Below are 26,326 nucleotides of genomic sequence, written 5' to 3'. Positions count from 1 at the left end.
CTACTTTGATCGTACTCATGAGATGTTCTCCCGAAATTCAGTGCATCGGATAAAAGATGGCACTATTTTCCACTGAAAAAGGGGACGTCCATCACATCAGCCTCAATATCGTCAAGTTCTCCTTTTTCAATCTATAAAATGCAGTGTCAGATGCACTGTGTGGTTAAGCAGGTATGAGCCTGTCATGGTTCGGTTATTCTTTGGCTGTGGCGTCACTTTCAGCGGTAAACCAGCCAAAAGTGACGCCTTAAGCCTGCAAACGGTCAGCAAAAGTCGTGTGAGCGTTGAAATGCCAGCAGGCACTGCAAAACGCCGCAAGGTTAAAGGTAAAACGGTAGCTACGGGTTAATTGTTTGTGTGCAGAAAATCTGTCCGCTGAATAATTCAGGCAGAGACAGTGAGAAGTATGAACTGGATGTGCAAAGGTCACGCTGTATGTATGACGTGAAATGAAATCAGAATGCAGCTCAATGCCATTAGGTAAAAGAAAAATGAAAATAGGGTTTGATGTTGATATGAAAAGTAAGTAACTGATCCAACGTTCAAGAAACGTGGGTGACAATATAAAAATACCCTTCTGGGGTATTTTGAGTTTAAGAAACTTTCATCGCCAGACGGTGGGTTAGGTGTCCGAAGATATCTGCTTCCAAAAGTGTGCAGATGTACCGCAATTTTGCTCTCCCTTTCAGGCTACGGGAGTTTTGTTTCGCCACCCGAAGGCGATCTTTGCAGGCGATGAGATCATTAAGATACAGATAAGATGTTAACGATTTAGTTGGGCAGGGTCAAAGGGTTATCCAGCCGGTTTTTTAAAATTTTTGTTAGATAAGACAAAAGTCAAAATTTATTAATTTAATTAACGTAAAATTCCATATAATTGCCAATTTGATCCTGATTTCTTTATTATTTATAAACATTTTAAATTAAATGCCGATAAATTATTCATTTGAGTATCTGTGCAAGGGAAGAGTAAAGTGAAAAATCAGAAGGAGTCTCTGTACCTACAGGAATTGGCCTACCTGCGCGAAAAGATGAAGTTGGCGGCCGCTGAAAATCCTTATTTAGCCGAATTTCTGGAGCACCCCAATGATCCTGATATCCAACGTCTGTTGGAAGGCTTTGCACTGCTGTCTTCAAACTTACGCAGTACCATTGAGGACAGTATTCCACAAATCACTCATGAAATGTTGGGGCGCATCTGGCCTCACACTTTACGCCCGGTTCCCCCGACAACGATCATCCAATTCACCCCCCATCAGGGTGTTCATCAGGGGACGATAGATATCCCGCAAAGTGTACCGATTACTGCTGCTGTGGGGGAACAACATTTCCAGTTTCATACCTGCCGCCCCTTGCATATTGAACCTTTTGTTATGCGGGATAAACAGATCCAAAAGACCCGCGAATACAGCGATATTGTGCTGACGCTGCATCAGACAGGCAACGCAGTGTCTGGCTGGTCAGGTGGAAAGCTGCCTTTCTTTCTGGGGACTGATAAAAACCGGGCAGCCCAATTAAGTCTGTGGCTGGATATGCACATTGATGAGGTCTATTGGCGCACGGCAGGGGACGAAAAAAGGCTCAGTCACAGTGATTTTTTGGGCTGGCCTGAGAATTTACAGCACCCCCTGCTCCCCACCGAAGACCTGCCTGTTGCGCGATTGCAACAGATGACGGAGTATTACTGCCTGCCTCATGTGTTCAGTTTTATGACGTTAGCTATCAATGAGTCACGCGATTTGCCGTTAAACCCGGATGGCACTTGTGAGCTGGTTATCCGCCTGCAAGGGGAGCTGCCAATAGACGAACTGGGCGATGCCTTCCAGTTGGGTTGTGTCCCGGCGGTTCATCTGGTGCCAATGGTCAGCCCGCCTGTTTCATTGTTACCGGATACCCCGTGTTATCCGCTGCCACTGGCTGAAACAGAACGGCTTTTCCGTGTGCAAAGCATCCGGACAGCGAAGCAGCCCGGCGAGAAAGTCACTCAGGGCAGCGCTCCACGTGGCAAGCCCTGCCATTTTTTGCCAATTGACCAGTTTCACGCCAAAAATGACTGGTTGCTGGATGCCGGTGAACCCGATAACGTCTATTTTCAGTCACTGATAACTGACGATTTGCTGGGACGTCTTCACAATCAGATACACTTTTCCGGGATGGATGGGAAAGCCGCGAATAACCTGTCCCCCCAGACCATATGTGCGCACTTTATCGGCTACCATTTGCAGGCCATGCAGCTGGCTATCGGTGAGATTACGTTTACCCAAGAATCGGTGCCCGCCCATTTATACGCAAGCAATATCACACCGGTTTCCCCTGATTTTCCGCCGATGGTGATGGGAAAATCGGACTGGTCACTGATCAACCTCTTAAACTGCCCGCCGTTTTTGCTTTTCCACGCCGAATCACTGAAAGATTTTCTGCGTTTGTATGATTGTTATGCCGGGTATGATCGCGCCCTCAGCCGCCGGATGCAGCAGCATATTAACGGCATTGTCCGTATTGATGCCCAGCCAGACCGCCGCCTTGACTACAGCAGACAAGGTATCCCCATCAATGGTAACACACTGCATATCTACCTTGATCCGGCGTGTTATGAAAATGACGGCGTGATGTATCAATTCTGCCGGATGGTTGACCAATTGCTGACGTGCTTTGTCGTACGGGATAATTTCATTATGTTAAAAATTTATCGACAGGGTGCACAGACCGTGTTGTGGGAATTCAGACAGCGGCTTGGCCAGCGTAGTGAGATGTAATGCTGTAACAAACAAAAAATAAGGAGGTAACCATGCCAAAAAGTGGATTACGTTTTCTTTGCCGGATGGGAAATTTACCGGAAAATACCTTTGCTGTGGCGGATTTTACCCTGCGGGAAGGGCTTTCTGATCTCTTTACCCTGAACCTGACGTTGGTTCAGTCCCTGCCCGACAATCCCTTCAAACCAAAGACAGAAATCGATTTAACCGCGTTGTTGATGCAAGAAGCGGTCTTACAGGTCTTCCTCAATGAGACAGAGCAACGCAAAATCACCGGCATCATTTCCCATGCCAACTGGTGCGGCACCGATGGTAATAAGACACTGTATACTTTCACCGTGCGTCCGTTCCTCTGGCGGCTGACCCTCAATCAGGACAGCCATATTTATCACCGCCAGAGTGTGCCGGATATCATCGGGCTGTTGCTGAAAAAACACCATGTTCAGGCTGATTCCCAACTGGAAGATACACACCAGAACCGGGAATACACCACCCAGAAACGGGAATCTGATTATGCGTTCTTCTGCCGGCTGGCAGCGGAAGAAGGCATCAGTTTCTGGTTTGAGGATGAAACGTTGTTTTTCAGTGACAGCCATTTGGGAATGACAGCCAATCTGCCTTTGCAATACCAGCCCCAGCCGGATACGGCTCACGGGCAGGATGTGATTTATCAGGTACGCCTTGGCGTGAGGATGGCGCCAAAGCGCAGCATCCACCGGGATTACAATCCAGACAGGCCGCTTTCTCAGGTGTATCAACTGGAGAGCAGCCCGGAATATCAGGCAATGGGCACACTCACACCGTATACCATTTACGAGAGTTACGGCCGTTTTCAGCGGGAAGCCGAAGGCAAACCCTTCGTCAAATACCGCCACGAAGTGCTGAAAAACCAGACCCAAAGCGGCAGTGGTCACAGCAACTGCATTAAACTAATGCCGGGCAAAATCTTCGAAATTGAAAACCATCCCCATACACCGCTCAATACCCGCTGGCAGATTGTCGGGATAAGCCATCATGGTCGCTGCCCGCAGGCTCTGGAAGACAATAGCGGCGAAGGCACAACACTGAGTAACGATTTCAGCTTTATCGATGGTTATGCGGACTGGCGCCCCCCGTTTCATTACAAGCCACTGGCAGACGGGGATGAAAGCGCGACCGTTGTCGGGCCGGAAGGCGAAGAAATTTTCGTCAACAAAGACGGGGCGATTAAAGTACATTTTCACTGGAACCGTTACGACAAGGCCGATGACAGCGCATCCTGCTGGGTGCGTGTGGCCCAGGGCTGGAACGGCAACGGCTTTGGTTTTATGGCGATACCGCGCATCGGGCAGGAAGTGATTGTGTCTTACCTCAACGGCGATATTGACCGCCCGATAGTTACCGGCTGCGTTTACAATGGCCTGAACCGCCCGCCGCTGGATTTACCGGCAGCCAAGACCCGCACCACGTTTAAAACCAAAACCCATAAGGGCGAAGGGTTTAATGAACTGCGTTTTGAGGATGCGAAAGGCAGTGAAGAAGTGTTTATTCATGCGCAAAAGGATATCAACGCGCACATTCTCAATGACGAAACCTATAATGTGGGCCATAACCAGACACACCATATCAAGAATGATGCGCATTTGCGCGTTGATAATGAATACCGGGTACAGGCAAATAATGACATTTCGCTGTCCACCGGGAAAAAGCTCCATATCAAGGCCGACGATGCACTGTTAACGCAAAGTGGCAATGAAATTCACCTGAGTTCCGGCGCTAAAATCGTGATTGATGCGGGTGCTGAACTGACCATTCAGGCGGCAGGGCATTTTCTGAAAATCGATGCAGGCGGGATCACCAGCAGCGCTGTGGTGAACTTCGGCAGTGGTGCGCCCGGCACGGGTTCAGGCTGGGGCGGCAAGTTGCCGGATATGCTGGATAAACTGAAACCAATCAACGTAGCACAGGCTGCGGAGGCTGTCTTGGCATCGCCCCCGGAGAAAATTTGTATCAGTTGCTTAATGAAAGCGGCATTAGGGGGTTCTGCAATGGTTATCAGGGGGCAATCATGATCGCGGTCTCGCAGGAAGAATGGCAGGAATATCAAAAGATACATCCCGATATGAAAAGATACGCACTGGTTGATGGCCTCCAGTATGAACGCCTCTTTGATGAGGAATTGACTTACATTGCGGGCCTGAATAATCCGCTGTTCAGGCGATACCCTGATGCAGAAATTGCCTTTGCCGGGCCGTGGTTGTGTGACATCACGCACGACACGGTACCCATGGCGAAATTTTTAAAACTGGAAAAAACGTTTCCTGCCGTTTCATGGTTGTATACCACACAATCGTTGGATGCACTCACCCGTCATTTTGAGCCTTATCTGAATATTCAACTGGAAAGCGGTGAAACGGCACTGTTGCGTTTTTACGATCCCCGCATTCTGCATCAACTCCCGGATATTTTCAGTCAGGAACAATTAACCGCATTCACACAACCTATTGATGAGTGGAATTATTGGCGGGATGGTCAGTTTTATTCCATGAAAGGAGCACAACAATGATTAAACTCAGCAAGGAACAGGTCGCTAAATTTATTGATGCAGAAGATGAGGCGTATATCACCAAAATTCGGCAACAGATCCAGACAGAACAGGCTGAATCAGTCAGGCACGAAAACGAGCACAGCCTGCATAAACGGCTAAAAGAAGCATATCTGGCTTTGATTGGTATGGGGTTTAAAGAGGAAAAATTGATCCGCTCTTACCTCTATTTTGTTGCATTTAATCGAAATTTTCATAATTCGCCTGAAATTAAAAATATGCTGAAAGCGGGTGATAACCCAGAACAACAATATCGTGACTATCTGCGGGTAGTGGAAAACTTAATGAAAAGGAGAAATTGATATGCCAGGTCCCTTAGTTCTTGGAGCGCCGGCTGCTGGATCTGCTCTTTTAGCTGCTGCTGAATGGACACTTGCTGCCTGCGTAGCAGGATTAGTTGCTGTTGGTATCATGGAAGGTACGAAAGATAAAGAAAAAACAGACGAAAAAGATAAAGCAGAAGCTCGGACTGATGCCATAAGTACAACAAGAGAAAAGTGTGATAAGTGCCCGGCAATAGGTCAGGTTGTAGTGTTTTGGGAAAAGTGTCCATCGTATTCAAATATCACTATCGAGTATCAAACAAGAATTGCCGGAACAACATACGATCCTGCATTGGTTGCCATTCAGACATGGAAGTGCCAAACAGTAAATTTTGATGGCTGGAAACCAGAAAATTGTCTATTTCTAGAAGCTAAGGCTCTGTACGATCAATTTTTTAAAAATGGAGTACCGATGGATTGGTGGAAAGTTAGCAAAAGCGGGCATTTATCCATGATTAATCAAGCAGAAAGGCAACAAGAAGTATGTGATGCATTTGATGGAATTCCAAGATCTCACTGGCACTTTTTGCAACCTATCAGTTTTGCTTACTACACAAGGTGGTTTTCTATCCACCCTAATATTACAGTATTTCATACAATTTAACTTTCATTTTAGTGAGATAATAAATGACCATCTTATCATTAAATATAGAGTTATATACAGACTGGAAAGAACCGTTAACCCCAAAAATGGCTATGACCGATTTGCATAACATCACCCAACAAATGAATACATTTATTGGGAGACATAAAACATGGTATTTATCGGGCAATACACGTCAAGAGGCTTTGCAGCGAGTTGCTTTTAATCAGCTAGGAGCAACAGAAGAAGCAATAAAAGAGTTTAGCGAAGATTACACAGAAGAAAATCCAATAGTTATGGCTGGAGTATGGGATGGAGAAGATGATAACCACTCATGTTCCATTATTTATATGAATTATCGTCGAAAACAATTAGGAAAGACAAAAATAGAATTACATATATCTATTGAAGAAAATGATTTTTATTTCAATCGGTTGGTTAATTTCATTAACCACTTGGTTTTTACTCATAATGCACCACATATCATGGTGGAAAATAAATCGTATAGCATAAAAGGAAAATGTGTTTTCCCAGATAGAATATATGCAGGCTGGATGCTCTACTTACCAAAAGAGATAGACACTAATTTAGTGACAATGGCAGAAGAAATAATACCTGTCACCGACAAAGAGGGGAGGGAAGGCTCTTTGATTATTACAACAAAAGAGATTTTTGACATTAAAAACCAAAATCATATCAACAAGGCTAATGATATTGAGATTTGCTTGCGTGACTTGCAGTTATTACCACTTATGGCAGAGATATAACTATGGCAGGTAAAGCCGTTATCCGGTTAAACGATGCAACTGATCATGGCGGTAAAGTCATTACCGCTATTGACGGATATGTTTATCAAGGGGTTCCGATTGCCGCTAAAGGTGATTTAGTGATCTGTCCAAAATGTAAAGGAATTTTTCCTATTGTGGAAGGCAGTGATGACTTAAAACATCAGGGAAAACCCATTGCATTAAATGGTATGCAAACGGCCTGTGGCGCAAAACTGATTACCAGTCAAGGTGGGTTTTGCGCTTGATATTTATTGTGTAGGAAAAAAATCAGCTTCGAGTTCAGTCACTTCTAGCTGATTATCCCTATATAACATCCAACAGAAATTTACGATTTGGCCTCATCTGGTACATGTCAAATCGTAATTTCCTGTCCAGAGTCTCCTGCACTTAGCTTCTATTTGGTGTAAGTTCCAGAGGGTATGTCTTTAAATCTAGGTAATCCCAATTGTTGCGGCATACCCATTTCATGACTTTGCCCGGTGGTTCTGGATTTCTGGTGAAGGTTTCTACCACTTTGTTGTATTCTTCTGGTGTGCAACGGGCATCACCAAATAGTTGTTGGTTACGCTTGAGTCCAGACAGATCGCCACTCTGTAATTGCGCTAAGTAAACAAAATGGAGTATGTATGGCATTAGGTAGTATTCCAAAATCTCATTGGCATTTTCTACAACCTGTATCTTACTCATATTTTACAAAAGCATTTTCTATATACTCCAATATTAAAACTTTTAATACTGTACTACCTTAGTAATCAAGATAGTTTAAATACATAAAGGAATTTATATATGCCAGTTATACACCCAAGAATAGCATTATTTCATGATATTAAAGAATCCGTCACACCAGAATTAGCATTAGCTGACACGGTTCAACTAATGAATCAAATATATAAAATAAGTAATAATTCACGTGGTTGGCATTTACCTGGGTATAGCGAAGAGGAAATCATAAAAAACAATGTGTTCAATAAGGATGGCATTACTGAATACGCTTTAAATGAATTCATAGAAAGTTATGACAAAGATGATCGGACAATTATCAAGTCACTATTTGATACTCCTGATGTAAATGATTCAGTAGAATTGAAAAATGACATTACATATATTTGCCAAGATGATGTTTATTCCGTTCCTAATAGATTAGGAAAATCCAATATATCTATAAGACTCAACCTTGATAGAAATGAATTTAAATTTGAAAAATTTATTGATTTTTTAAGTAATTTAATATCCGTTCGCTCATCTCCATTTTTATTGGTAGATACAAGAGGATACTCGCTAAAGCAAAAGCAAGTTTTTCCTGATAGGTTGTATGCTGGATGGATGCTCTATTTACCAATAGAAATAGATCCTACCTTACTCCCAATGGCAGAAGAAATAATATCTGTCGCTGATAAAAATGGTGACAAAGGCTCTTTAATTATTACGACAAAAGAGATCTTTGACATAGAAAACCAAAATCATATCAACAAGGCCAATGATATTGAGATTTGCTTGCGTGATTTGCAGTTATTACCACTAATCGCAGAGATATAATTATGGCAGGTAAATCCATTATCCAACTAACAGAAAAGGAGAAATTGATATGTCAGGTCCCTTAGTTCTTGGAGCGCCGGCTGCTGGATCTGCTCTTTTAGCTGCTGCTGAATGGACGCTTGCTGCCTGCGTAGCAGGATTGGTTGCTGTTGGTATCATGGAAGGTACGAAAGATAAAGAAGAAACGGCTGAAAAAGACAAAGCCGAATCCCGAACCGATGCGATGAGTACGACAAGAGAGAAATGTGATAAGTGCCCGGCAATAGGTCAGGTTGTGATGGTTTGGGAAACTACGAAATCGTATTCTGAAATTACTATTGCTTATCAAACAAAAATTGCCGGTACGATGTATAATCCTAAATTAAACTTAATTGAAACATGGCTATGCCAAAGTGTAAATTTTGATGGTTGGAAACCAGGGAAATGTTTATTTCTTGAGGCTAAGGCTAAATATGATCAATTCTTCGAAGATGGTGAACCTAAGTGGTTTTATGAACACTTTAGAAAAAAACCGACAGATATGACTGGACTTGAAAGTATGATTTCGCAAGCTAGTAGACAAAATGAAGTATGCACTTCATTAAATAGTATCCCAAAGTCTCATTGGCATTTTTTACAGCCCGTTTCTTATACATATTTTACCGGGGCTTTTTCTTCTTTCGGATTTACTAATATTATAACATTTAACACATTAATGCCTTGATAATAAAATTTAAAAGGGGTTTAAATATGTCATTTATACATCCAAGAATGAAACTATTTTATGATCTTAGAGAGGAAATAACACCTGAGTTAGTGTTGTCAGATACGTATCAGATAATGAAAGAAATTAATAAACTTAGTAATAGTTCAAGCGGTTGGCATTTACCAGGGTATACTTTAAAAGAAATTCAAGAAAATAATGTGTTTAATGAAAATGGATTAACTGATTATGCCATTGAATGGTATAAAAAAGATTTTGATGAAAATATGAAGTCCATAATAAAAACGTTATTTGATGTTCCTGGAGATGTGAAAAAGAAAAATACTATTATGTATATGTGCCGAGATGATGTTTATTCAAACCCGAATAGATTAGGAAAAACAAATATATCTATTAGCCTTACTCTTGAAAAAGAAAAATTCAATTCATCAAGATTTATTGACTTTATAAAAAATTTAATTTCGCAGAGATGTTCTCCATTCATCATGACGGATATCAAAGGTTACTCTTTAAAACAAAAGCAAGTTTTTCCAGATAGAATACATGCAGGCTGGATGCTTTATTTACCAATAAAAATAGATTATGCCTTAGTTCCAATGGCAGAAGAAATAATATCTGTTACTGATAAAAATGGTGAAAAAGGCTCATTAATTATTACGACAAAAGAGATTTTTAACATCGAAAACCAAAATCATATCAACAAGGCCAATGATATTGAGATTTGCTTGCGAGATTTGGGAATATTACCATTATACTCTGAGGTATAACTATGCTAGGTAAAGCCATTATCCGATTAAACGATGCAACCGATCATGGTGGTAAAGTCATTACCGCTATTGACGGATATGTTTATCAGAGGGTTCCGATTGCAGCTAAAGGTGACTTAGTGACCTGCCCAAAATGCAAAGGGGTTTTTCCGATTGTAGAAGGCAGTGGTGACTTAAAGCATCAAGGAAAACCAATCGCATTGGAAGGTATGCAGACGGCATGTGGTGCAAAACTGATTGCCAGCCAGGAAACGTTCCTTGCTTAGACACTGACGCGCTGCGCTTGTCATCTCCGAGCTATCGGGCTAATACATTAACCCGATAGCTCGGAGAGCTGAAAAAACATAACCGTCACTATCGATTATTTTTATATAACTGCACAGATTTTCACGGGATAACGGGGTAAATGACATATTTATTATATATTTCATTGTGTTACTTTATCCCATATTATCCCAGTCTATCCCGTAACATCATGTCACTAATTTAAATCATTTAAAATTCAATAAATTATAACCTGCCAGAGAAAAATCCTTTTCGGGATAACGTCCACTGTCACAATATCGCTTTATTTGTGATCACAGAATATTACGGGATAGAGCGGGATAATACGGGATAATCAAAATATTTATAACTATCTGATATATATTAAAATTGCTTTCTATTATCCCAATATCCCGTTATCCCAATGTTTTTTCTCCTGCGTGAGTGTCAATCCTCATCCCTGAAAATCAGCACCACAAACCGCCCCTGAGTGCCATTCACTGAAATGGTTTTACTGATAAAACGGTCTTTCTCCGCTTTAACCAACATTCCGGCCTCTTCTAAGGCTTCAAAGCCGGATTTCTTCTGTAATCCCTGTAATATTTCTGCTTCAAATACACTGGGGATAATGTGATATTCCGCCTGTCCGTCATTACGGCGGTTATGCACCAGATACCCGGCAAGATCGCTAATTCTCATGGCGTATGATGTATCAATATCACCATTTGGCCTGCCGTAGGTACCTCCTGTCAGTGAGTTAAGCGGTGCAGACAATCCCATCAGTACGCACAGCATCATTGAGCGGTTGCCTTGCAGCAATGACGCAACGTGTATTTTCCACTCTTCGGTTGTTCCTCTGACCACATAACCGACAATGGCTGATGTGCCACCACTGAACGCTACGGGCATATAGGGCTGACCGATGATTTCACCATCCGGCATGACATATGCTCCACAGTGCCAGCCTGCCTTCTGTGTCACAATCCATTCACGGCGATCGCCACTGCGTTGCAGATGTTCAGCTAAAATAGGCAGCAGACTGTTTTTTACGGTGATGTTCATTCCCCGCGAACGCAATCTTGCCCAACCTACAGGCATCCCGATTTCACGGCGTGGAAGCGCTTCAACAATACATTTTCCTGTTCCTTCCTGACGTAGCTTGATAATGAGATAGCCTTCGCTGCCATCATTACCAATACCCCTCGGTAATGATGATTGTGCCCGGCGTTCCGGTTATCTCTGATACAGGGATAAAACTGCTTTTCTTCTGCGTACCGAAAACAAGGTGTTTTTCTCCATTCGGCTTGATGGTCTGAGCACCCGTGATTGTCCCGTCCAGTGTTTGAGTGATCAGCAATAACGAGCCATCTTTCAATAATCTCTGATTGGGGCATTTCAGCCCCTTTTTCACCAGATATTGAGATTGGCTAGCGATAAGTCAGCATATGTTCCCAAATTCATAGTCCTAGACTTTCCAGCCAATTTATACCTGAAACGCCATGATGGAATTCGGTCAATTTCTCTAAAACGTAAATATAGTCCGTTACCGTCCGCTTTCCCTTCGAATCTTTCACCTGACTTTATCCACGCCCTGATCTCTTTATCAGTGAGTTTTGGCATTATGCAATCTCCAATGAAAAAAGTAGGGATGTACCCAAAATGGTTTTATGAATATTCTATGGGTACACCTCTGGGTACACGCCAATCATGCGCTATTGTGATTCGCTCTGCAATTCCCTGATAACAAAAAAACCAGATATAACAATATACATCTGGCTTTATGATTTTCTCTGAAATGCTAAGAAACGTTATTCAATATTCTGAATCTGCTCGCGCATCTGCTCAATCAGGACTTTCAATTCAATCGCTGAATTCGTCACATCCGCATTAATTGATTTTGACGCCAATGTATTTGATTCGCGGTTAAATTCCTGCATCATAAAATCCAATCGACGGCCGACGGCTTCTTTCTTCTTCAGGATATTACGCGTCTCTTTGACATGGGCATCCAGACGATCCAACTCTTCCGCTACATCAATGCGCTGCGCTAGCAAAAGCAGCTCTTGCTCAAGACGGTTATTCTCTAACTGAATTTGTGCTTCTTCCAGCTTGGTCTGTAAGCGTTCACGTTGCCATTGCAGGATTGCTGGCATTTGTTCGCGGACTTTAACCACTTCCACGGTGACCGCATCCAAACGCTGTTCGATAAGTGCCTTAAGTGCCTGCCCTTCGGTTTCTCGGCTTTGGATAAACGCATCCAATGTCAGATCTAACTCCGCCAGTAATTGTGTGCTGATGGTATCCAGATCTTGCTCTTCGGCAGACATGACACCCGGCCAGCGCAGAATATCTGCCGGGTTAATTTCACCTTCATTACTTTGTTGTTTAACCCAGCTTGCGGCTTCGACCAGTTGTTTTGCCAGTTTTTCATTCAGAATTAACGAGCCTTGAGCACAGGTATCCAGTTCAAAACGCAGGTTACATTCCACTTTTCCGCGAGTCAGACGGGAACGAATGCGCTCACGGATGACAGGTTCAAGGCTTCTGAATTGCTCTGGCAGGCGAATATAAGTTTCCAAGTAACGCTGATTGACAGAGCGTAGTTCCCAAGCTGCGTTTCCCCAATCTGCCTTGATATCTCGCCGTGCAAAAGCAGTCATACTACGGATCATAATTCGTTCCCAATTTATAAAATGATGGGCAGATTATAGCGCTCCATGTAGATGCAGGATAGGCATTCGCCGCTTTAGGCCGTATAATGCGCCCCCAATAATGTTTTAACAGCGGAGATAACACTATGAGCTTAGTAGGAAAGCGTCCGGCGGGAAGAGCAGCAGGGCAGATGCGTCCTATTAAAATGACCCGTCATTACACCAAACATGCAGAAGGCTCGATTCTGGTGGAATTTGGGGATACCAAAGTGTTGTGTAATGCCTCCGTTGAAGAAGGAATTCCACGTTTCCTGAAAGGCCAAGGGCAGGGTTGGATCACAGCCGAATACGGCATGTTGCCACGGGCGACCAATAGCCGTAATGCACGCGAAGCTGCCAAAGGTAAGCAAACTGGCCGTACGATGGAAATCCAACGCTTGATCGCACGTTCGCTGCGTGCTGCGGTGGATTTGAAAAAGTTGGGTGAATTCACTATTACGCTGGATTGTGATGTGATTCAGGCAGATGGTGGTACTCGTACCGCCGCTATCTCTGGCGCTTGTGTGGCACTGGTCGATGCCCTGAATAAGCTGGTTGCGGATGGCAAGCTGAAAGAAAGCCCACTGAAAGCGATGGTTGCGGCAGTGTCTGTCGGTATCGTTGAAGGCGAAGGCCGTTGTGATCTGGAGTATGTCGAGGACTCTGCGGCTGAAACTGATATGAACATTGTCATGATGGATGATGGCAGAATGATTGAAGTGCAGGGCACGGCGGAAGGTGAACCCTTCAGCCATGATGAACTGCTCTCACTGCTCTCTCTGGCTAAAGAGGGATTGGCAACTATTTTTGAAGCGCAGCGGGATGCCTTGGAACAAGAACCATTAAAATAATAAATTTATCAGGCGGCTGAACAGTCGCCTTTTTTATGTCTGCAATATAGTAAAAATCAATGAGGAGAAACTCCAATGAAAGCCTATCAGCGCGAATTTATTGAGCTGGCACTGAAAAAACAGGTACTGAAATTTGGCGAATTTACGCTGAAATCAGGTCGAAAAAGCCCATATTTTTTCAATGCAGGTTTGTTTAATACCGGACGTGATTTGGCGTTGATTGGTCGTTTCTATGCAGCAGCACTGCTGGATAGTGAAATTAAGTGTGATTTGTTGTTTGGGCCGGCTTATAAAGGGATCACGATTGCGACCACTACTGCTGTGGGATTAGCGCAACATCATGATATCGATATGCCTTATTGTTTTAACCGCAAAGAAGCCAAAAATCATGGTGAAGGCGGAGCGCTCGTTGGCAGCCCACTGCAAGGCAATGTCGTCGTTGTGGACGATGTCATTACAGCAGGGACAGCAATTCGTGAATCAATGGAAATTATTAAGCAGCACGGAGCAACGCTGTCTGGTGTGATTTTGTGTCTGGATCGTCAGGAACGTGGACGTGAGACGCTTTCAGCTATTCAGGAAATTGAGCGTGACTATCAATGTCAGGTTTTTTCCATCATCACTCTGAATGACTTGGTAAGCTACTTGCGTGAAAATCCAGAGATGCAAATTCATCTGGAAGCGTTGGAAGCTTATCGCAAAGAATACGGTATCTGATGGTGTAAGCGTTGGTAGTTGGTAATGGTAGTTGGTAATTAATAAGACCAGATGAAAAAAATCCCTCGCCCAAGGGTGGGCGGGGTGAGTAGTAGAAATGGCATCCGCACATTACACACTATTCTGTACATTACACACCATTCTGTGCATTAAACACTATTCTGTGCATTAACACTATTCTGTGTATTAACACTATGTGGTACTGATTGCGATAGTGATACCATCATTGAGTGACTTTGCAGCGAACTCAACTCGCTGGACATGTTAACACAACTTACTGAAAAAACCGCACGTTATCATCATTACCTATATGAATATAGGCAATTAGGTACAGTGATAATCTATTGCAGTTGGGTCAATATCAATGGCCAGCGTATTTCAAACTCGGTTGTTGGGCGATAGCGAAATTCAGAGCGGACAAAACGGGAGAGCATCCCTTCACAAAACGCCAGCAACTGTGATGCCAATATGGTCTCATCATAATTGAATCCCTGACCATCACGGATTTTTTTCTCTTTTAAGATCTGACGAAGCTGTGCTTCAATGCGATCAAATAGCTGGTTGATGCGGCCTTGTAGCCTATCCTGTTCGAACATCAGCGCATGACCAGTCATGATGCGGGTTAATCCAGGGTTTTTCTCCGCAAAGCCTAAAATTAGGATTAGGATTAACCGAATGCGGGCAATGGTGTCTTTCTCATCTTGCAGGATCAGGTTGATGCGTGAAATTAAGGAGTCTTCAATAAACTCAATCAGGCTGTCAAACATCCGGGTTTTGCTGGGAAAATGACGGTAAAGTGCAGCTTCAGAAACACCAATGCTTGCGGCAAGTTTTGCCGTAGTAATACGCTGGCTGCCATCACTGGACTCCAACATATGCGCTAGTGCCTGCAAAATTTCTTCACGCCTGTTTTTCTTCTTTGTACGTTCTTTTTCTGCCATGTCTGATAAGACCCCTGCTAAAACAGCAAAAACAAATCCAGCTATTTCTCGCCACAATGTCATTCCTGAAAGATGTGATTGCTGGCAAAAACAGCTTCAGGAAAAAACATTGTGGGCAAAAAATATGAAAATCGGTTGACGGTATCAGGCTCTATGGAAAGTTATTGACGACCGGAATGACCAAAACCACCAACACCGCGTTTACTGGTTTCGAAGTCTTCAACCAAATTAAATTCAGCCTGTACAACGGGCACGAAAACCATTTGGGCGATGCGCTCGCCGGGTTCGATGGTGAATGTTTTATCACCACGGTTCCAAACTGAAACCATCAATTGCCCCTGATAATCAGAGTCAATAAGACCTACCAAATTACCCAGAACAACGCCGTGTTTGTGACCTAATCCAGAGCGAGGAAGAATAACCGCAGCTAATTGTTCATCCGCGATATGGATAGCGATTCCGGTTGGCAGAAGTTCAGTCTGGCCGGGAGCCAGTTCCACTGCATTATCCAGACAAGCACGTAAATCTAAACCCGCAGAGCCAGGTGTAGCATAAGTCGGTAAAGGAAAATCTTGCCCGATGCGGGAATCAAGGATTTTAACGTCGATTTTTTTCATCATAGCGTTTAAATATCTCGTCTAATAAGCGGTGGCTGAGTTGTAATTTACCACTGTGGGGTAAATGAACGCTACCATCATGCCAGAATAGATGTAGTGCATTGGTATCACTGTTGAAACCGTGTCCGGCCAGAGATACATCGTTCGCGCAAATCAAGTCAAGATGCTTTTGCTTGAGTTTTCCGCGGGCGTATTCTTCCACATTCTGGGTTTCGGCTGCAAATCCAACGACAAATGGACGGTTTTTTTCCATTGCGGCAACGCCCGCTACAATGTCTGGATTTTTGACGAGTGTAAATGTGACTTCATCACCCCGTTTTTTGATTTTTTCGGTTGCTGTTTGCTTGAAACGGTAGTCAGATACGGCCGCGCAGCTAATGAAAATATTCTGTGAAGCTGCTGTCGCCTGAACCTGTTCATTCATTTCCAGTGCGCTGGTTACATCAATACGTTTGACGCCTGAGGGTGTCGGTAAATTAACCGGACCGGTAATCAATGTGACTTCTGCGCCACGTTCTGCCGCCACTTGTGCGATGGAGAAGCCCATTTTTCCTGAACTGTGATTGCTGATAAAACGAACGGGATCTAAGGCTTCACGGGTTGGCCCTGCGGTAATCGTTATATGCAAGCCAGAAAAATCTGGCTTGGTGTTGAAATGTTGCGTTGCGAGTTCAACAATCGCCATGGGCTCCAGCATTCTTCCTGGCCCAACATCACCACATGCCTGGCTGCCTTCATCTGGACCCCAAATTAATACATTACGCTCTTTCAGCACGTTCAGATTATGTTGGGTTGCCTGCGCTCGATACATCTGCTGGTTCATTGCGGGAGCAACCGCAATAGGGGCTGCGGAGGCCAAACAGAGAGTGGTAACTAAATCATTCGCCATACCTGCGGCCAGACGGGCGAGCAGATCCGCTGTAGCCGGAGCGAGAATAATTAAATCAGCCCATTTTGCCAGTTCAATATGCCCCATCGCGGCTTCGGCTGCTGGATCTAGAAGATCATCGGAGACGGGATAACCTGAAACAGCCTGTAATGTGAGCGGAGTAATAAAAGCTTCTGCGGCGGGAGTCATAACGACACGTACCTGCGCCCCGCGATCACGTAATCGGCGTACCAGTTCGGCTGTTTTGTAAGCAGCAATGCCTCCGCTGATACCGAGGACGATTTGTTTACCAGAAAGCTGATTCCCAGAAAGTTGTGTGCCGGAAAATCCTGTCATTTTGATTGTCCAGATGTAAGTTGCAATTCCTTAAGATTCTACCATAAGAAAATATTGAGTTGAGAAGCGGGTCTATTTAGCTACTCGAAAATGATAAGTTTGCGAAGCGCTGCGCAAGCCATGAAAATGAGGCTGGCGATGATTTTTTCATCATGGGATAGTGAATATGTGAATGTGAGTAGGTGAATATTGGATGGATTATTGAGGGGGAGGGGTATATGGATATCATGATGATGGAGAAAAGTGATGAATTGCATTCAAACCTTGCTCCCCGGGAAAAGCTGCTGGCTTATGGTGCGGTTTCTCTAACGGATGCTGAGTTGCTGGCTATCTTTTTGCGTACAGGCGCCAGAGGTGTTCCTGTTGTGCAGATGGCGGATTATCTTTTGAAATCATTCGGCTCGCTTTATCACCTGCTGTCTGCTGATTATGCCGACTTTTGTTCACATAAGGGCATGGGAGCGTGTAAATATGTCCAATTGCAGGCGGTATCTGAACTGGCAAAACGTTTTTTCTCCAGCCAGTTTGTGCATGAAGATATTATGAGCAGTCCTACGATGACTCAAAATTATTTGCAGGACTTGTTGTCCTGGCAAGATCGGGAAGTATTTGTAGTGCTGTTTTTGACGAATCAGAATAAAGTCATCTGTCATGACGAAATGTTTAAAGGAACGATAAACAAAGTTGAAGTTCATCCGCGTGAAATTGTGAAACAGGCGGTTAAAGTTAATGCAGCATCAATCATCCTTGCCCACAATCACCCTTCCGGCAATCCAGAACCGAGTCTGGCAGACAAATTGGTGACAGAAAAAATTATTGAGGCTTGTGACTTAGTTGGCGTTAAAGTTTTGGATCATATCGTTATTGGTAAACAATATTGTGTTTCATTTATGGAAAGAGGTTGGATTTAATACGGTTTTTTCACGATACGATCAGATCTTAGTTGTTCGGGACTTGAGCATAAACGAATGAGGGCGTATACTACGCCACCTTTGAGGATCTTGGGTTTGACGAGAAGAGCCTATCTCAGTAAGTTTTTTACTGAGAAAATGTGAATCTTTTCAGTGCGTTCTTTTCGGTAAAGAGTAAAGGCGTTTTTTTAGTAGCGAAAATGTGCTGAGATGGGCTCCTAAGCCTGACGAGGCGGTCACACCCAATACAAAGCTCGAGCTGATTTGATTTTTGGAGAATAGACATGTCCCGAGTCTGCCAAGTTACTGGCAAACGCCCGGTGAGTGGTAACAACCGCTCCCACGCATTAAATGCGACTAAGCGTCGTTTTCTGCCTAACCTGCACTCTCACCGTTTCTGGGTTGAGTCTGAGAAACGCTTTGTAACTCTGCGTGTATCTGCTAAAGGTATGCGTGTGATTGATAAGAAGGGTATCGACACAGTTCTTGCTGAACTGCGTGCCCGCGGTGAGAAGTACTAAGGAGCTGAAAAATGGCTAAAGGTATTCGCGATAAAATCAAGCTGGTTTCTTCTGCTGGTACTGGTCACTTCTATACCACTACGAAGAACAAGCGTACTATGCCTGAAAAACTGGAAATGAAAAAATTCGATCCAGTTGTTCGTCAGCATGTAATGTACAAAGAAGCTAAAATTAAATAATTTTAGTGGATTAAAAAAACCCAGCATAATGCTGGGTTTTTTTATATCTGTTTGTCGATAGTGCCTCAATAGTCTGATGGAAATCAGGTTATGCGTGGACGCCATACACTGTTCAGTTATACTAACGCGCATTTTTAATTCTTAACCGTCAGGCGTGACTCTAAAATGGCTAAAAAAACCTTGAATATCTTACACACAGAATCATCGTGTGGTTGGGGTGGACAGGAGATTCGTATCCTGACCGAATCTCAGGGCATGATGCAGCGTGGTCACCATGTCGTTATCGTTTGTTGTCCAACTTCAACCCTTTACCGTGAAGCCCACCATTATGGTGTACCTGTCGTTGCGTTGCCGATTGAAAAAAAACGCCTTTCTTGCTTGCGGGTCATGCGTCGTTGGCTAAAGACAGAAGGCCGTCGATTTGATGTAATCAATACGCATAGTTCCACGGATTCCTGGCTGGTAGCTGCGGCATGTGCCACATTAAAAGATACGCCTGCAATAGTTCGAACCCGCCATGTTTCAACCCATGTTTCAACATCTATAGCAACTCGTTGGTTATATTTGGGCTCTTGTCAGCATATTGTGACAACCGGGGAAAAATTGCGTCAATATCTGCATTCTCATAATGCTTATCCACTTTCTCATATGACTTCTGTACCAACAGGGATCGATTTGACGCGTTTTCACCCTGAAAACAAGCAGCAGAGCCGTCAGCGTATTGGCATCAAAGATAAGCCCACGCTTGGTATTGTTGCTACGATGAGAACCTGGAAAGGACATCGTTATTTACTTGATAGTTGGAAAGTCCTGCACCAACGTTACCCAGACTGGCAATTATTGTTGGTGGGAGATGGCCCTCAGAGAAAGAACTTAGAACCCTATGTTCATCAGGAAGGTTTGACTGAGAGTGTTATTTTTCTTGGCAATCGGCAGGATGTTCCTGATTGTTTAAATGCGATGGATATATTTGCCTTGCCTTCTTTCGGCAATGAAGGTGTGCCACAAGGCATCATGCAGGCAATGGCATGTGGATTGCCTGTCGTATCTACGTCAGTGGGGGCGATTGCAGAGGCAGTGATTGATGGGGACACAGGATTTATTATCGAACCCAAAAATGTCGAACAATTAACAGAAAAATTGAATTTTTTAATCAATAATGAAGCGCTGCGCTTACGAATGGGAAATGCGTCATTAAAGCGGGCCACCGACTTATTTAGTATGGATAATATGTTAGAAAAAATGGAGTCTATTTTTTATCGTAGTATGGATAGTAAGTGATGATATTTTGTTTATATTGTATTAGTTAACAATTTGGGTTGTGTATTCGATATTTTTTAACCATATGAAATATATTCAATTTAATTTCATATGGCTGTCACGTTTATTTATCGTCAAATAGAACATCCAATCACTTTGTTGTATAGTGCTTCGTTATACCGTCTTTTTATATAGCGCTTTCAGGCCAATGCTTGAATTGACAACTTAATGTTCATTATTATGCAACCCAAAAATATTTTAATTATAAATATTGCCCGTTTTGGTGATACCTTACTGGTGACGCCCGTCATTCGTGCATTAAAAGCAAAGTGGCCGAAAGCAAACATTGATATATTTGCGCATAAAAAAACAAAAGAAATCCTTGAAAATATACCGGAATTAAATGAATTAAAGGCTTTTTCGAAAGGAAAAGCCAAGTGGAGCGGCTGGTTTTCTCGCCGGAATTATGATTTGGCCTTGGTATATGGCAATGATAAGTCACTGTTACAATACGCCAAACGTAAAGCAAAATTAACGGTGTATTTTTCGCTTATCGCTGAAGCAAAATCCAATGAGTACACTGTGGCGAAACCGCAGGAACTTATGCCAGCACAGCAAGAGCGAGCTTTATTGATTAATGCGCTTGGGGTTGAGGTAACTGATTGGCGTTTGCAGTATTGTATGAGCCTGAGTGAAGAGGAATATGCCAGAGATTTTCTTCGGAGGCAGGGATTAGAACAGCAATTGAAAATTGGTTTTCAGCTACAGAGTTTTCCAGCAAAAGCCTATCGTGACTGGCCTGTAGAACACTTTTACGAATTGGCCCAACGTATTTATCGCGATTATCCGCATGCGCATATTTTACTGTTGGGCAGTAAGGATGGTGAAGAGAGTGCGCAAATACTCGCTGAAAAACTGGGAACAAGCAGGTGTTCATCGTTGGCGGGCAAAACGACAATGCGCCAGAACGCGGCAATAATGAGCCAACTTAATTTATACGTTGGTGTTGATACTGGAACGACTCATCTGGCGGGGGCATTAGGGATACCCATGGTTGCCCTGTACCATAGCTTCCATCCCGGCCGTTTTCTCGCTCCTCAGCAACACCCCAAATTGGCAATAATTGAACATCCGGTAGATTACAATCAGGCAACCCGGAAAGATACAATGTCAGCAATATCAGTGGATCAAGTTTGGCATTCTGTTCAGAACTTGCTGGAAAGCGAATGAAAGGATATTGAATAAAAATGAAAATAGGATTTATCGATGTGACTGTTACCATGTCGTATGGCGGCATTCAAACTGCAGTTTGGGAGTTGGCTAAGGCTTTGACGGATGCTGGGCATGAAATCCATATTTTTGGTGGTACGGGTGATGTTCGCCCAGCATTAGGTGGACGAGATATCCATATTCATACTTTCCCGTTTGTTCCCAGAGAACGCGTGTTTAACATCGGACGTCGTTTTCAACGCATTGTTGAGCGCTATTCTTTTGCCCGCCATGCCCGCGAAGCCGTTATTGCCGAGAATTTTGATTGGGTGATTTTGACCAAACCCTTTGATTTCTTTTGGCCTGGAATGATGCCTAAAACATCCCGCACTAAATTTTGCTATATGAGTGGTGGAACCAGTTTTTTTAAAGGGGATAGGCTATTAGGTAAGAAAATATCTGCATGGGTTGCCTGTAGTCATTTCAATGCCTGGCAAATTCAGCATCACTTTAAGCAATTCCCAGGCGTCATTTATAATGGCGTGGATATCGATAAATTTAATCCTGCTGACTCTGGCGTTCGAACTCGATTAGGCATCAGTGAAGAAACGTTCCTGTTAACGTTTGCTGGCCGGTTGGTGGGCTGGAAAGGAATGAAAGTAGCCATTGATGCAATGGCTTTACTGCGGGATAAGGATATAAAGTTATTGATTATTGGTGCCGGTGACGATTTGAAACTGCTGGAAAAACGAGTTTCTGCATTGCAATTGGAAAAATCTGTCATTTTTCATCCACCTGTTGGCCATGATCAATTACCTGAATTTTACGCTGCGGGGGATGTGGGTATTTTCCCTAGTATTGGCGATGAGGCATTTGGTATCACTATTGCTGAAGCGATGGCATGTGGGCGTCCTGTGATTGCCAGTTATATTGGAGGAATACCTGAGGTAGTGGGTAATGAGAACCAGGCTGGTATTCTGGTCCCCCCTGGCGATGCCTCGGCTATTGCTGATGCGGTTAATCATCTCTTGTCTCTACCGGATAGAGGGCAAGAGATGGGCAAATATGCCCGTCAGAGGATTGAAACGATGTATACTTGGGAACATTCAGCGAATCGCTTATTAAACGCCCTCAAAAAATAATGAAAATCGCGTATATTGATCCTTACCCTGTCCCGGATTATCGGGTTGCATCACTGCAAATTTTGCAGAACGTAGATGCTTTTACTCGTCAGGGCCATAATGTTTGCTTAATTACCCCAAAAGGCCAAAGCCAGGTTGAGGAGATTCTTGGGAGATCATTACCGCCTGCATCAGAGCTAATCGCCTTGCATAATATACGCAGAAAATGGTATTTCCCTTTGAATACCCAGAAACTGTTTTATATTCAGGTTTCTCGCTGGCTCAAAGAGAATCAGGTTGATGCTGTTTTTACCCGCAATATAAAGATGGCGAATTACCTGTTGTGTAATCATCCGAGCATTCCTCATTTCTTTGAAAGCCACGAAGTATTTGCTCAGTCATTCAAAGAGTCCCATGATCTGGTCAGTCGCAGAAACCAGCGTAAATATCAGAAACTGAGAAAAATCGAACAGCAGGTTTATGAATGCTCTACGGCTGTTTTTGTTCTGACTTCACTATTGCGCGAAGATATTTACAGGCAGTATGGTGTCAAAACGCCTATTGTTGTGGCACCTGATGGTGTTGATATGCTGGCGGTTGAATCGACAAAACAGATGCTTTCTGACAGAGAACATAAAACAGGGGCTCCAACTCAGGTGCTTTATTTAGGCAGTTTACATCGCTGGAAGGGGGTTCCTACCGTAATGAAAGCGATGTCTTATCTTGATAATGTTGCGTTGAATATTGCCGGTGGTACTTCTGAACAAATTGAACGATTACGACAAACGGCCGAACAGATTGGCGTAAATGATAAAGTCAATTTCCTTGGTTTTGTCCAACCTAAAAAACGCTTTCAGGTTATCGCTGATAGTGACATTTGTGTTCTGCCACTAACAAAAACCAGTATCGGTAGTCGTTACACCTCCCCTCTCAAACTTTTTGAATATATGTCCATGGGTAAACCAGTGGTTATTTCTGACTTCCCTTCTATTCGCGATGCTGTCGATGAAAAAGCAGTAAATTTTGCTGATAGTGAGAATGCAGAAAGTTTTGCGGAACAAATCCAATGGCTGATTAATCATCCCGCTGAAATGAAAGCAAAAGTTGAGCATTCGCAACGACTGGTTGCGGAACGTTTTAACTGGGATCAACGAGCGAAGTTGATTACCAAAGTGATTGCGGAAAAGTTATTTCAGTGACCACCTAATTGAACTAAGAAACATATAAAACCAGTCCATGCACAACGAATGGTATGGACTGGTATTTTGTTGATTAATTTATTTTTTTTCGATTGTTTTTTTGTTATACAACGCAATCATTAAGCCAAATAAGATACCTATCTCATTGAGATAGGCGTTTTCAAAAGCGCCCCTGACAATGAACAAACTAATGAAAGCGGTTAGAAGGATAAGTGCCGCTTGTCGAGTGACGCCACTGTGTTGACGAATGATCCGGCTTCCCGTCAGTAGTGCTGAAACTGTCATCACGAATGTCGTTATCAGGCCGAGAATGCCTGCGGAGAACCAAAGAGATAAAAAGACATTATGTGGGCCAATTGAATTTCTAAATGTCCAGTCAGGATAGTCTGCCACTCGGCTATTATAAACTTGGTGATAAACTTTATTGCCAAAACCATATCCCTTGACGGGGTTTTCCATGATCAGAGACCATGCAGAACCTTGAGTGCCGTTGCTATAGCGATAACTACTGTCTGTTTGGGTGAGTTTATGGAGCAATAACCGGGTATTTGGGTTAGATGCAGTTACCCAGTGTGTGGCACCAGCCAATAATCCCAAACATATTACAGCGGTGAGAGTGAGTTTCCACTCTTTGTTAATTGTGATGATAAATACAGTCGCTGCCACAATGGCAACCCAGGCCCCACGAGAAAGTGTTCCAAGCAGTAAAAATAGACTAATCGCTGAGGCGATAATCAAGAGTGACCAACTTAGCAGTGAGTGTTTTTTCCATAACGCCCAAGTACATAACAATACAGGGAAATAAAAAATAAACCCGTAGGAAAATTCACGGTGATTGTAATTTATAAAGGGCATTTCCTCCGTTGCGTAGTAGTTGATGATGTATTTCACAATATCTGCCAGCGAAATAGCGATCATCCCGATGATAAATGTAACCAGAATCATCTTCGCAATACGTTCTTTGCTTTCTTGATACAGCACAATCGGGAAAGTAAAACTGAATAGCAGTAATCCATTTAAGATGGGTTTGTTCATTTCTTTGAAACTCAAAGCAGAGTCAATTGAGATTCCAACAGAATAGAACATCGCCAGAACGAACAGTAAAATGGATAAGAATAAATGACCCCGTAGTGAACTCACTACTTGGCGAAAGTCTTTTACCAAATAGTATAGTGCTGTTATACAAATTAGGGTCATAACAAGATTTTTATATCTTGTGATATCAGGTAGATAAACAAGAATAATATACAGCCCAACAATGGATAAATTCCATAAGGACTTCTTGCTGTTAATTATGTCAAAGCTATTTTTTATATTAAGCATAGTGATTAATCTATTTTCTCGACTATCCCAACCAAATTTGGCTGCAAATAATACATGAAAACGGTATTGTAATCTGCTGAGATGCAATGTCGTAGATAATTTATTTAAGGAGCCGGTATGCCGGAGCTACCAGAGGTGGAAACCAGCCGCAGGGGGATTGAACCTCACTTGGTTGGTAATGTAATCCAATATGCCGAAGTCAGAAATTCACGTTTGCGTTGGCCTGTTGCCGAGCAAATCATGAAACTTTCAGATAAGCCCGTGCTCAGTGTTCAGCGTCGGGCAAAGTACTTATTGCTTGAGCTGCCTGAAGGCTGGATTATTATTCATCTGGGTATGTCGGGCAGTTTACGTATTTTGTTGGATGAACTTCCGCCAGAAAAGCATGATCATGTCGATTTGATTATGGCTGATGGCAAAATTCTCCGTTATACCGATCCCCGGCGTTTTGGTGCATGGTTGTGGAGTGACAATCTAAACGCGTGTTCTGTACTGGCTCATTTAGGCCCTGAGCCTCTTTCTGATTTGTTTAATGGTGAATACCTTTACTCTCTTTCGCGTAACAAAAAGACAGCTATCAAACCTTGGCTAATGGATAACAAAGTTGTTGTTGGTGTTGGCAATATTTATGCCAATGAAGCGTTGTTTGTTGCGCGTATCTTGCCTGAGCGCCCCGTAAATTCACTGACGCAGCAAGAGGCCTATTTATTGGCCGATATCATTAAACAAATATTGCAACGTTCGATAGAACAAGGCGGGACGACGTTGAAAGATTTTCTGCAATCTGATGGCAAACCGGGATATTTTGCTCAGGAATTGTTTGTTTACGGCAAGAAAGGCGAACTTTGCCCACGCTGTGGCGGAGAAAGTGGTGAGAAAATTGAAAGTGTAAAATTGGGGCAACGCAGTACGTTTTTCTGTCGCCAATGCCAGCATTAAAGCGGCTTGGCGGCTAAGAAGGGAACTAAAGTGCCTGAGGCACGATCAAAGTTTTTGCTAAAGAAAACAAAATGGTGGGGATCCTCAGGCATATATATAGAAGAACTTTGCTGCTACGTCGATGACTTTTGCCAAAAATTTATCCCTCTCTGGCATCAACAGCTCATTGAAAGTGGATTACTCAAACGGCGCCGCGAACCCACTTTAACCCAGTGATCAAGATGTTTTATATTGGAAATTCACCATTCCAAAGCTCACAGATCAGCCAATAAATGTTGCTTTCGCCACCAGTCAAGCAAAAATAGTTAGAAAAAATGAA

At 43.2% G+C, this 26,326-nt stretch carries 28 protein-coding genes and 3 pseudogenes; 23 read left to right on the top strand and 8 right to left on the bottom strand.

Features of this window, described 5'->3' with window-relative positions:
* Window positions 1-184: 184 nt before the first annotated feature.
* The 8 genes from Xmir_RS24485 to Xmir_RS03590 all read left to right on the top strand — a co-directional run bounded on the left by Xmir_RS24485 (window position 185) and on the right by Xmir_RS03590 (window position 7,279).
* A complete protein-coding gene (locus Xmir_RS24485; RefSeq protein ID WP_167385933.1) occupies window positions 185-349 on the top strand; it encodes a hypothetical protein in 165 nt (54 codons plus the stop codon).
* A gap of 625 nt (window positions 350-974) precedes the next feature.
* Window positions 975-2,756, top strand: coding sequence for a type VI secretion system baseplate subunit TssF (locus Xmir_RS03620; RefSeq protein ID WP_167385932.1), 1,782 nt, complete (start codon window positions 975-977; stop codon window positions 2,754-2,756).
* A 32-nt stretch (window positions 2,757-2,788) separates the two neighbouring features.
* A complete protein-coding gene (locus tag Xmir_RS03615) occupies window positions 2,789-4,807 on the top strand; it encodes a type VI secretion system Vgr family protein (protein WP_099113066.1) in 2,019 nt (672 codons plus the stop codon).
* Window positions 4,804-5,301, top strand: coding sequence for a DUF4123 domain-containing protein (locus Xmir_RS03610; protein ID WP_099113065.1), 498 nt, complete (start codon window positions 4,804-4,806; stop codon window positions 5,299-5,301). Before Xmir_RS03615 ends, Xmir_RS03610 begins: the two co-directional genes overlap by 4 nt.
* Window positions 5,298-5,642: a hypothetical protein gene (locus Xmir_RS03605; protein ID WP_099113064.1), complete on the top strand. Its 345-nt coding sequence runs from the start codon at window positions 5,298-5,300 to the stop codon at window positions 5,640-5,642. The genes Xmir_RS03610 and Xmir_RS03605 overlap by 4 nt, the downstream gene beginning before the upstream one ends.
* A 1-nt stretch (window position 5,643) precedes the next feature.
* Entirely contained in the window at window positions 5,644-6,267 is a 624-nt protein-coding gene (locus Xmir_RS03600; RefSeq protein WP_099113063.1) for a restriction endonuclease fold toxin 5 domain-containing protein, read from the top strand.
* Window positions 6,268-6,290: 23 nt separating this feature from the next.
* Window positions 6,291-7,013 (top strand): Imm52 family immunity protein, encoded by a 723-nt coding sequence (locus Xmir_RS03595; protein ID WP_099113062.1) that lies wholly within the window; start codon window positions 6,291-6,293, stop codon window positions 7,011-7,013.
* A 2-nt stretch (window positions 7,014-7,015) separates the two neighbouring features.
* Window positions 7,016-7,279 carry a PAAR domain-containing protein gene (locus tag Xmir_RS03590; RefSeq protein ID WP_099113061.1) on the top strand — a complete coding sequence of 88 codons (264 nt, stop codon included), beginning with the start codon at window positions 7,016-7,018 and terminating at the stop codon, window positions 7,277-7,279.
* Between the two features lie 142 nt (window positions 7,280-7,421).
* On the opposite strand, the gene Xmir_RS03585 is transcribed toward Xmir_RS03590, so the two are convergent.
* A complete protein-coding gene (locus Xmir_RS03585) occupies window positions 7,422-7,721 on the bottom strand; it encodes a hypothetical protein (RefSeq protein WP_099113060.1) in 300 nt (99 codons plus the stop codon).
* A 99-nt stretch (window positions 7,722-7,820) separates the two neighbouring features.
* Between Xmir_RS03585 and Xmir_RS03580 the strand changes: the two genes are divergently transcribed.
* The 4 genes from Xmir_RS03580 to Xmir_RS03565 are packed head-to-tail and all read left to right on the top strand — an operon-like array spanning window position 7,821 to window position 10,306.
* A complete protein-coding gene (locus tag Xmir_RS03580; protein ID WP_099113059.1) occupies window positions 7,821-8,570 on the top strand; it encodes an immunity 52 family protein in 750 nt (249 codons plus the stop codon).
* Between the two features lie 49 nt (window positions 8,571-8,619).
* Window positions 8,620-9,273: a restriction endonuclease fold toxin 5 domain-containing protein gene (locus Xmir_RS03575; RefSeq protein WP_099113058.1), complete on the top strand. Its 654-nt coding sequence runs from the start codon at window positions 8,620-8,622 to the stop codon at window positions 9,271-9,273.
* Window positions 9,274-9,299: 26 nt separating this feature from the next.
* A complete protein-coding gene (locus Xmir_RS03570) occupies window positions 9,300-10,040 on the top strand; it encodes an Imm52 family immunity protein (RefSeq protein ID WP_099113057.1) in 741 nt (246 codons plus the stop codon).
* Between the two features lie 2 nt (window positions 10,041-10,042).
* Window positions 10,043-10,306, top strand: a complete 264-nt coding sequence (locus Xmir_RS03565) for a PAAR domain-containing protein (RefSeq protein ID WP_099113056.1) — start codon at window positions 10,043-10,045, stop codon at window positions 10,304-10,306.
* 736 nt (window positions 10,307-11,042) lie between these two features.
* On the opposite strand, the pseudogene Xmir_RS34990 reads toward Xmir_RS03565, so the two are convergent.
* From Xmir_RS34990 to Xmir_RS03550, 3 genes and pseudogenes are all read right to left on the bottom strand, one after another.
* Window positions 11,043-11,739 (bottom strand): annotated as a pseudogene (locus tag Xmir_RS34990) (DUF927 domain-containing protein); the annotation flags it as partial.
* Window positions 11,730-11,924, bottom strand: a pseudogene (locus Xmir_RS26335) (Arm DNA-binding domain-containing protein); the annotation flags it as partial. The pseudogenes Xmir_RS34990 and Xmir_RS26335, both read right to left, overlap by 10 nt.
* A gap of 188 nt (window positions 11,925-12,112) precedes the next feature.
* Entirely contained in the window at window positions 12,113-12,976 is an 864-nt protein-coding gene (locus Xmir_RS03550) for a YicC/YloC family endoribonuclease (protein ID WP_099113055.1), read from the bottom strand.
* 125 nt (window positions 12,977-13,101) lie between these two features.
* Between Xmir_RS03550 and rph the strand changes: the two genes are divergently transcribed.
* Both rph and pyrE read left to right on the top strand, forming a co-directional pair.
* Window positions 13,102-13,845, top strand: a complete 744-nt coding sequence (rph, locus tag Xmir_RS03545) for a ribonuclease PH (RefSeq protein WP_099113054.1) — start codon at window positions 13,102-13,104, stop codon at window positions 13,843-13,845.
* Between the two features lie 75 nt (window positions 13,846-13,920).
* Window positions 13,921-14,562 (top strand): orotate phosphoribosyltransferase, encoded by a 642-nt coding sequence (pyrE, locus tag Xmir_RS03540; protein ID WP_099113053.1) that lies wholly within the window; start codon window positions 13,921-13,923, stop codon window positions 14,560-14,562.
* A 341-nt stretch (window positions 14,563-14,903) separates the two neighbouring features.
* Here the strand turns inward: pyrE and slmA are convergent, their stop codons facing one another.
* The 3 genes from slmA to coaBC form a co-directional block, all read right to left on the bottom strand.
* Window positions 14,904-15,503, bottom strand: coding sequence for a nucleoid occlusion factor SlmA (gene slmA / locus Xmir_RS03535; RefSeq protein WP_099113052.1), 600 nt, complete (start codon window positions 15,501-15,503; stop codon window positions 14,904-14,906).
* A gap of 161 nt (window positions 15,504-15,664) precedes the next feature.
* Complete coding sequence (gene dut, locus Xmir_RS03530) at window positions 15,665-16,123, bottom strand: dUTP diphosphatase (protein ID WP_099113051.1); 459 nt, start codon at window positions 16,121-16,123, stop codon at window positions 15,665-15,667.
* Window positions 16,101-17,345 carry a bifunctional phosphopantothenoylcysteine decarboxylase/phosphopantothenate--cysteine ligase CoaBC gene (coaBC, locus tag Xmir_RS03525; protein WP_099113050.1) on the bottom strand — a complete coding sequence of 415 codons (1,245 nt, stop codon included), beginning with the start codon at window positions 17,343-17,345 and terminating at the stop codon, window positions 16,101-16,103. The genes dut and coaBC overlap by 23 nt, the downstream gene beginning before the upstream one ends.
* A 218-nt stretch (window positions 17,346-17,563) precedes the next feature.
* Here coaBC and radC point away from each other — a divergent pair, with 218 nt between their 5' ends.
* From radC to Xmir_RS03490, 7 genes are all read left to right on the top strand, one after another.
* Complete coding sequence (gene radC / locus Xmir_RS03520; protein ID WP_099113049.1) at window positions 17,564-18,256, top strand: RadC family protein; 693 nt, start codon at window positions 17,564-17,566, stop codon at window positions 18,254-18,256.
* Between the two features lie 284 nt (window positions 18,257-18,540).
* A complete protein-coding gene (gene rpmB / locus Xmir_RS03515; protein WP_038239873.1) occupies window positions 18,541-18,777 on the top strand; it encodes a 50S ribosomal protein L28 in 237 nt (78 codons plus the stop codon).
* A gap of 11 nt (window positions 18,778-18,788) precedes the next feature.
* The gene (rpmG, locus tag Xmir_RS03510; RefSeq protein WP_010847629.1) at window positions 18,789-18,956 is read left to right on the top strand and encodes a 50S ribosomal protein L33; all 168 of its coding nucleotides are present in this window, start codon (window positions 18,789-18,791) and stop codon (window positions 18,954-18,956) included.
* Between the two features lie 165 nt (window positions 18,957-19,121).
* Window positions 19,122-20,237, top strand: coding sequence for a glycosyltransferase family 4 protein (locus tag Xmir_RS03505; RefSeq protein WP_099113048.1), 1,116 nt, complete (start codon window positions 19,122-19,124; stop codon window positions 20,235-20,237).
* A gap of 219 nt (window positions 20,238-20,456) precedes the next feature.
* Window positions 20,457-21,446, top strand: coding sequence for a glycosyltransferase family 9 protein (locus Xmir_RS03500; RefSeq protein ID WP_099113083.1), 990 nt, complete (start codon window positions 20,457-20,459; stop codon window positions 21,444-21,446).
* Between the two features lie 17 nt (window positions 21,447-21,463).
* Complete coding sequence (locus Xmir_RS03495) at window positions 21,464-22,567, top strand: glycosyltransferase family 4 protein (protein WP_099113047.1); 1,104 nt, start codon at window positions 21,464-21,466, stop codon at window positions 22,565-22,567.
* On the top strand, window positions 22,567-23,745 hold the full coding sequence (locus Xmir_RS03490) for a glycosyltransferase family 4 protein (RefSeq protein ID WP_099113046.1): 1,179 nt from the start codon (window positions 22,567-22,569) through the stop codon (window positions 23,743-23,745). Before Xmir_RS03495 ends, Xmir_RS03490 begins: the two co-directional genes overlap by 1 nt.
* Window positions 23,746-23,823: 78 nt before the next feature.
* On the opposite strand, the gene rfaL is transcribed toward Xmir_RS03490, so the two are convergent.
* Window positions 23,824-25,068, bottom strand: coding sequence for an O-antigen ligase RfaL (gene rfaL / locus Xmir_RS03485; protein ID WP_099113045.1), 1,245 nt, complete (start codon window positions 25,066-25,068; stop codon window positions 23,824-23,826).
* Between the two features lie 117 nt (window positions 25,069-25,185).
* On the opposite strand from rfaL, the gene mutM reads away from it, so the two are divergent.
* The gene (gene mutM / locus Xmir_RS03480) at window positions 25,186-26,007 is read left to right on the top strand and encodes a bifunctional DNA-formamidopyrimidine glycosylase/DNA-(apurinic or apyrimidinic site) lyase (RefSeq protein WP_099113044.1); all 822 of its coding nucleotides are present in this window, start codon (window positions 25,186-25,188) and stop codon (window positions 26,005-26,007) included.
* Window positions 26,008-26,097: 90 nt separating this feature from the next.
* A pseudogene (locus Xmir_RS33280) lies at window positions 26,098-26,217 on the top strand (IS982 family transposase); the annotation flags it as partial.
* Window positions 26,218-26,326: the final 109 nt, after the last annotated feature.

Source organism: Xenorhabdus miraniensis, from assembly GCF_002632615.1.
This window is presented reverse-complemented; position numbering and strand designations above follow the sequence as displayed.

Excerpts from the sequence above, each read along its gene's own strand:
- Xmir_RS24485 (WP_167385933.1), top strand. The coding sequence starts at position 185 with ATGGTTCGGTTATTCTTTGGCTGTGGCGTCACTTTCAGCGGTAAACCA.
- Xmir_RS03615 (WP_099113066.1), top strand. The coding sequence starts at position 2,789 with ATGCCAAAAAGTGGATTACGTTTTCTTTGCCGGATGGGAAATTTACCG.
- Xmir_RS03610 (WP_099113065.1), top strand. The coding sequence starts at position 4,804 with ATGATCGCGGTCTCGCAGGAAGAATGGCAGGAATATCAAAAGATACAT.
- Xmir_RS03605 (WP_099113064.1), top strand. The coding sequence starts at position 5,298 with ATGATTAAACTCAGCAAGGAACAGGTCGCTAAATTTATTGATGCAGAA.
- Xmir_RS03600 (WP_099113063.1), top strand. The coding sequence starts at position 5,644 with ATGCCAGGTCCCTTAGTTCTTGGAGCGCCGGCTGCTGGATCTGCTCTT.
- Xmir_RS03595 (WP_099113062.1), top strand. The coding sequence starts at position 6,291 with ATGACCATCTTATCATTAAATATAGAGTTATATACAGACTGGAAAGAA.
- Xmir_RS03590 (WP_099113061.1), top strand. The coding sequence starts at position 7,016 with ATGGCAGGTAAAGCCGTTATCCGGTTAAACGATGCAACTGATCATGGC.
- Xmir_RS03585 (WP_099113060.1), bottom strand. The coding sequence starts at position 7,721 with ATGAGTAAGATACAGGTTGTAGAAAATGCCAATGAGATTTTGGAATAC.
- Xmir_RS03580 (WP_099113059.1), top strand. The coding sequence starts at position 7,821 with ATGCCAGTTATACACCCAAGAATAGCATTATTTCATGATATTAAAGAA.
- Xmir_RS03575 (WP_099113058.1), top strand. The coding sequence starts at position 8,620 with ATGTCAGGTCCCTTAGTTCTTGGAGCGCCGGCTGCTGGATCTGCTCTT.
- Xmir_RS03570 (WP_099113057.1), top strand. The coding sequence starts at position 9,300 with ATGTCATTTATACATCCAAGAATGAAACTATTTTATGATCTTAGAGAG.
- Xmir_RS03565 (WP_099113056.1), top strand. The coding sequence starts at position 10,043 with ATGCTAGGTAAAGCCATTATCCGATTAAACGATGCAACCGATCATGGT.
- Xmir_RS03550 (WP_099113055.1), bottom strand. The coding sequence starts at position 12,976 with ATGATCCGTAGTATGACTGCTTTTGCACGGCGAGATATCAAGGCAGAT.
- rph (WP_099113054.1), top strand. The coding sequence starts at position 13,102 with ATGAGCTTAGTAGGAAAGCGTCCGGCGGGAAGAGCAGCAGGGCAGATG.
- pyrE (WP_099113053.1), top strand. The coding sequence starts at position 13,921 with ATGAAAGCCTATCAGCGCGAATTTATTGAGCTGGCACTGAAAAAACAG.
- slmA (WP_099113052.1), bottom strand. The coding sequence starts at position 15,503 with ATGGCAGAAAAAGAACGTACAAAGAAGAAAAACAGGCGTGAAGAAATT.
- dut (WP_099113051.1), bottom strand. The coding sequence starts at position 16,123 with ATGATGAAAAAAATCGACGTTAAAATCCTTGATTCCCGCATCGGGCAA.
- coaBC (WP_099113050.1), bottom strand. The coding sequence starts at position 17,345 with ATGACAGGATTTTCCGGCACACAACTTTCTGGGAATCAGCTTTCTGGT.
- radC (WP_099113049.1), top strand. The coding sequence starts at position 17,564 with ATGGATATCATGATGATGGAGAAAAGTGATGAATTGCATTCAAACCTT.
- rpmB (WP_038239873.1), top strand. The coding sequence starts at position 18,541 with ATGTCCCGAGTCTGCCAAGTTACTGGCAAACGCCCGGTGAGTGGTAAC.
- rpmG (WP_010847629.1), top strand. The coding sequence starts at position 18,789 with ATGGCTAAAGGTATTCGCGATAAAATCAAGCTGGTTTCTTCTGCTGGT.
- Xmir_RS03505 (WP_099113048.1), top strand. The coding sequence starts at position 19,122 with ATGGCTAAAAAAACCTTGAATATCTTACACACAGAATCATCGTGTGGT.
- Xmir_RS03500 (WP_099113083.1), top strand. The coding sequence starts at position 20,457 with ATGCAACCCAAAAATATTTTAATTATAAATATTGCCCGTTTTGGTGAT.
- Xmir_RS03495 (WP_099113047.1), top strand. The coding sequence starts at position 21,464 with ATGAAAATAGGATTTATCGATGTGACTGTTACCATGTCGTATGGCGGC.
- Xmir_RS03490 (WP_099113046.1), top strand. The coding sequence starts at position 22,567 with ATGAAAATCGCGTATATTGATCCTTACCCTGTCCCGGATTATCGGGTT.
- rfaL (WP_099113045.1), bottom strand. The coding sequence starts at position 25,068 with ATGCTTAATATAAAAAATAGCTTTGACATAATTAACAGCAAGAAGTCC.
- mutM (WP_099113044.1), top strand. The coding sequence starts at position 25,186 with ATGCCGGAGCTACCAGAGGTGGAAACCAGCCGCAGGGGGATTGAACCT.